This is a genomic window from Methanospirillum sp., assembly GCF_028679455.1.
Classification (GTDB): domain Archaea; phylum Halobacteriota; class Methanomicrobia; order Methanomicrobiales; family Methanospirillaceae; genus Methanospirillum.
The window spans coordinates 1-3,886 of sequence record NZ_JAJRBM010000124.1 but is presented as its reverse complement, the minus strand read 5'-3'; the positions used below and the strand labels follow the sequence as shown (position 1 = coordinate 3,886).

General features: G+C 45.2%; 5 protein-coding genes. 1 reads left to right on the top strand and 4 read right to left on the bottom strand.

All coding sequences use genetic code 11. The features are described from left to right. The coding region (locus LUQ50_RS04275; protein WP_300036680.1) for an NAD(P)H-dependent oxidoreductase at positions 1-442 on the top strand (442 nt) is incomplete at its 5' end. A gap of 16 nt (positions 443-458) precedes the next feature. On the opposite strand, the gene LUQ50_RS04270 is transcribed toward LUQ50_RS04275, so the two are convergent. The 4 genes from LUQ50_RS04270 to hmdB are packed head-to-tail and all read right to left on the bottom strand — an operon-like array spanning position 459 to position 3,591. Then, positions 459-1,217, bottom strand: coding sequence for a Nif3-like dinuclear metal center hexameric protein (locus LUQ50_RS04270; RefSeq protein ID WP_300036678.1), 759 nt, complete (start codon positions 1,215-1,217; stop codon positions 459-461). After that, on the bottom strand, positions 1,214-2,011 hold the full coding sequence (locus tag LUQ50_RS04265; RefSeq protein WP_300036675.1) for an SAM-dependent methyltransferase HcgC family protein: 798 nt from the start codon (positions 2,009-2,011) through the stop codon (positions 1,214-1,216). Before LUQ50_RS04265 ends, LUQ50_RS04270 begins: the two co-directional genes overlap by 4 nt. Then, complete coding sequence (locus tag LUQ50_RS04260) at positions 2,008-2,499, bottom strand: DUF3236 domain-containing protein (protein WP_300036672.1); 492 nt, start codon at positions 2,497-2,499, stop codon at positions 2,008-2,010. Before LUQ50_RS04260 ends, LUQ50_RS04265 begins: the two co-directional genes overlap by 4 nt. 60 nt (positions 2,500-2,559) lie before the next feature. Further along, entirely contained in the window at positions 2,560-3,591 is a 1,032-nt protein-coding gene (gene hmdB, locus LUQ50_RS04255) for a 5,10-methenyltetrahydromethanopterin hydrogenase cofactor biosynthesis protein HmdB (protein ID WP_300036667.1), read from the bottom strand. Positions 3,592-3,886: the final 295 nt, after the last annotated feature.

Below are 3,886 nucleotides of genomic sequence, written 5' to 3'. Positions count from 1 at the left end.
TCATGACCAGTGCATGATGGAGGATGATATGGATGGGATGTATACGCTCTTCAAAGAGATTGACAGTCTGATCATCGCTACCCCGGTGATGACGATGGGCATTCCAGGAGCACTGAAGTCGTTCATGGACCGGTTCCAGGTCTTTTATTGTGCAAAATACGAACGAAAATCGCGACTTGTTCCTCCAGAAAAACGCTCGCATCGCAGAACCCTGCTCATTTCGATATCGGGCATGAATGTTCCGGAAAATTTTGACGGGGTAAAACTTTCCACATTATCATTTTGTGATATAATCGACTGTAAACTTGCCGATGAACTCTTTGTCAGGGACATGGATATGAAAAAGGATCTTGCTCTCTTCCCCGAGATACTGGCAGAAGCATATCAGAAAGGAAGATCACTGGGAGAAGCGGTAGCGGCTGCCACCAGTGAAAAGTATTGACAGGAAAGTTCGGAATTTAATTACCACGGTAGGATATCGGGCGATAATAGTCGGTATATACCCCTACCGGAACCCCGGTATCGATGACTTTGACCATTACCCCAAGGGTGGACAATATTTCACCTAATCTGGTGAGACCCGGAAGTTCGGTAGCATGATGAGATGCATCCATGAGAATCAATGGCGTGTTAATTGCCCTGATTGCACCGGGATGCGTAAGATCACCAGAGATAAACAGATCCAGATCCCTGCCCATGGCTGTTCCGATCAATTCAGGGTTTAATCCAAATCCTGAAACCATCCCAACCCTGGTTATCAACCGATCACTGGAGTAATTCACCACCTTCAGATATTCAATCATCAGGCTTTTCATCACATATCTGGCAAATCTCACCAGAGGAATCGGCCCGTTCCTGACCGTTCCGATTCTTCCGAGGCCAGATACCGGATCCAAGGTATCTGATATCTCAATATTCAGGCAATCAGCAAGTGCATCACAGGCACCGCCCTTCATGAGATCCCAATTTGAATGAATGACATAGGCAGGAATCGGAGGGGGAGTAATCGGCGGATGATGGAGGACGATCAGATCGTACTGCCGGTACTCAATTGCACCCGGTTGAGATCCCGGAAGATAGTCCATTACTACCAGGATGTTGTTTACTTCCAGTTGGTCTGGCGGAATGGTTCCGATATAGCCTACCGGATCCCCGTCTAATGCCAGATGTAACGGGATTATTGCTTCGATCTTTTGAAACAGGAGATCAGCCTTCATGTATCATCCCCTTCAAAGTCAATGACTTTCGAACAGATACAGGAGAGATTCTTTGTGAGAATCTTATCGCAATCCATGTTTACCAGAGATGAGACGATAAGGGCACTTTGATAGATTTTTTTTAAAAATGTTTCATAATCTTTTTCTTTAAACAAAATCCGCTCATAATGATCCAAGGGTGCAGTGCTGTAGAGTACCCCTTCCTGCTTGGTTGCATCCCGAATGGAGCGACCGAGCACTTCAGCGGTAAGGGTCATCGTCCCCGAAGTTTTGGTAGCAAGCCCACTGGTGAATAATCGTCCACGTTTTTGTGCAGGAATTTTTTGCAACAGGGTCTGGCACTGACTAGTCTTAATTATGGTCTCATCACTTCCTTCAGAGCAGGGATCTTCTACCACAAATAACGCAGGAGAAGATAAGGAACCCAGGATATCAGAGGATATGCCGCCAAGACCGGTAGTATCGACGATGAGATCCCATCGATGAGCCTTCAGGTCATCACTGCAACTGACATATGAGACATCAGGATCCACCAGACATCCAAGATGGGGATACTGGTCAAAAACGGTGACGGAAGCGGTTTTTTTCAGACTTGCAGCAAGTTTCGCTCCGGTAAGATACGCCCCGATAATCAGGCACCTTTCAGGAGTGTATTCCTGGTTATTCAGCCATTCATGTACTGCATGGACCTTTCCGCCGGTTATCTGATCCATGATATCAGTGATACGGGTCTGAGAGAAGATGGTGGTAACCGTGGGGGTGATACCCTCCTCGCAGGATATATAGTTGTTCAACGACGCCTTCCGAATAGGGGAACCAGACCTATTCTATCTAATGCTGCCTGCATCTCATCCCGAACCGCCTCAACTAAGGATTTTTCATGTAACACGTGGGCAGGAGAGAGTGCTGCTGATAATATTCTCCCTTTTTTATCCATAATCACCAGCATGGACCCTGATCCGGGAACACCCAGCCTGCCTCGTGCAATAACCAGGTCACATACCGATACATCAAGGGCCATGAATCCTTTGGTGATTGCTGGCATGCGGGTTACATCGCAGGAGTTGGTATGGATAGGCAGATGTTTTGCCAGTGTGAGTCCGAATTGCCAGAGAACCTCATTGATCGCATCCAGTTTTTCTCCGGAGCCATTCGGGACACGGATCTCATTTGAACTGCGGATATAACTCTTAATCTCTTCAAGTTCATCGCGGGTATCTCCCCTTCGTTCTCCTGATACTGATTCATGATACGCATGCTTTATTGATTCTTCAAGGCTCATGGCATTCCTGTTTTGTCAGATCTCATTTGTAATTGGTACCAAAGCTGAACGATGCTCACCTTACATGCCGGAAGCAAGAGGGGTTCGATTCAAAACCGGGACAAAGCAGGTCCGAAGTTCGGTGATCAGCCCCATATCGATAGTTACCTTCAACACATTCATCAAGGTTCCACATGCAGGAGACCCTACTCCTTTGATTTCAAGTGGATAGGTATCGGGGATGACCGTCGCCAGGTTATTCGCACCTGCCATCAGGGAGAATTTTACGTTTTCAGGCCCGATGGTCGGAGTCGGAACCGTGATCCTGATATCCGGAAACAGGATTCGGGTGACGGCAATTGTTCTCATCTGGTCATTGAGTGAACAGACAGGATGGTTCTCCATCGGGGTTCCCCGGTACGGGTTAAACCCCATGATCGGGATCTCTCCAAGATTCTTGAACCGCTTCAGGAATTTCAGGTGATTCAGGCGATCCTGATGAGACTCTCCGATCCCGATGAGCAGGCCTGATGAAAGTTCTACGTCACTGTCAGATATCATCTGGCATGTTTTTATCCGGTTTTGTAGTGACTCCCCGGGTTTTATTTGATGAAAGAGTCGTTCATTTGTCGTCTCCAGATTACAGCATACCGTTTCAGTTTCGTAATGTGCGATCTTTTCCAGGGACTGACGGTTCAGGTCGGCACCGACATTTACGAGCAGTTCTAATGAGGTGTTCTCTTTCACGATCCGGGAAGCGGTTACTGCCTGCTCGCCATGGTATCCGTGAGCTCCCGAACAACTCACCCGTGGAATTCCTGACTTTTCGATGGAGATTACTGCTTCGCGTATCTCATCATCGGTTTTAAAAAATGGATGATAATATCCTTCAGGAGAAGTACCTGCTGCAAATCCACAGTATTTACATTTAGGGGTGACTTCGCACTGATTGGTAATGTGGACGGTTGAGGTAAGTTTGATGGTTTTATGATGCTCTTTGGTTATCTGATAGGCCGTTTCCATAAGTTCGGTAAAATCATCACCGGTTTTGGTGTCCAGTAATTGTAATACTTCGTTATCGGAAAGGTGATCTCCGGCCAGTGCCTTATTCATAATTTTTTCTATCACCATAACACCTCATGTGATTAATTTTTTATTTGGCATTATAGAATTAATACCTACCTATGTGCATTCTATTAATATATATCAATAGAGCAGTATTACTCAAATAAATTATATTAGATTTATTAAATTTGATTATTTAAAAAATGAATTAACTTTACTACCCCAATACCTAGAAGATTTATGATAAAATAATAATTATTATATGCTCGTAGGCTGAGTGGTTATTACTGCTAGTGTCAGGTATAATACTAAGTAACAAAATTGGTAAAAAGATCACTAGTAG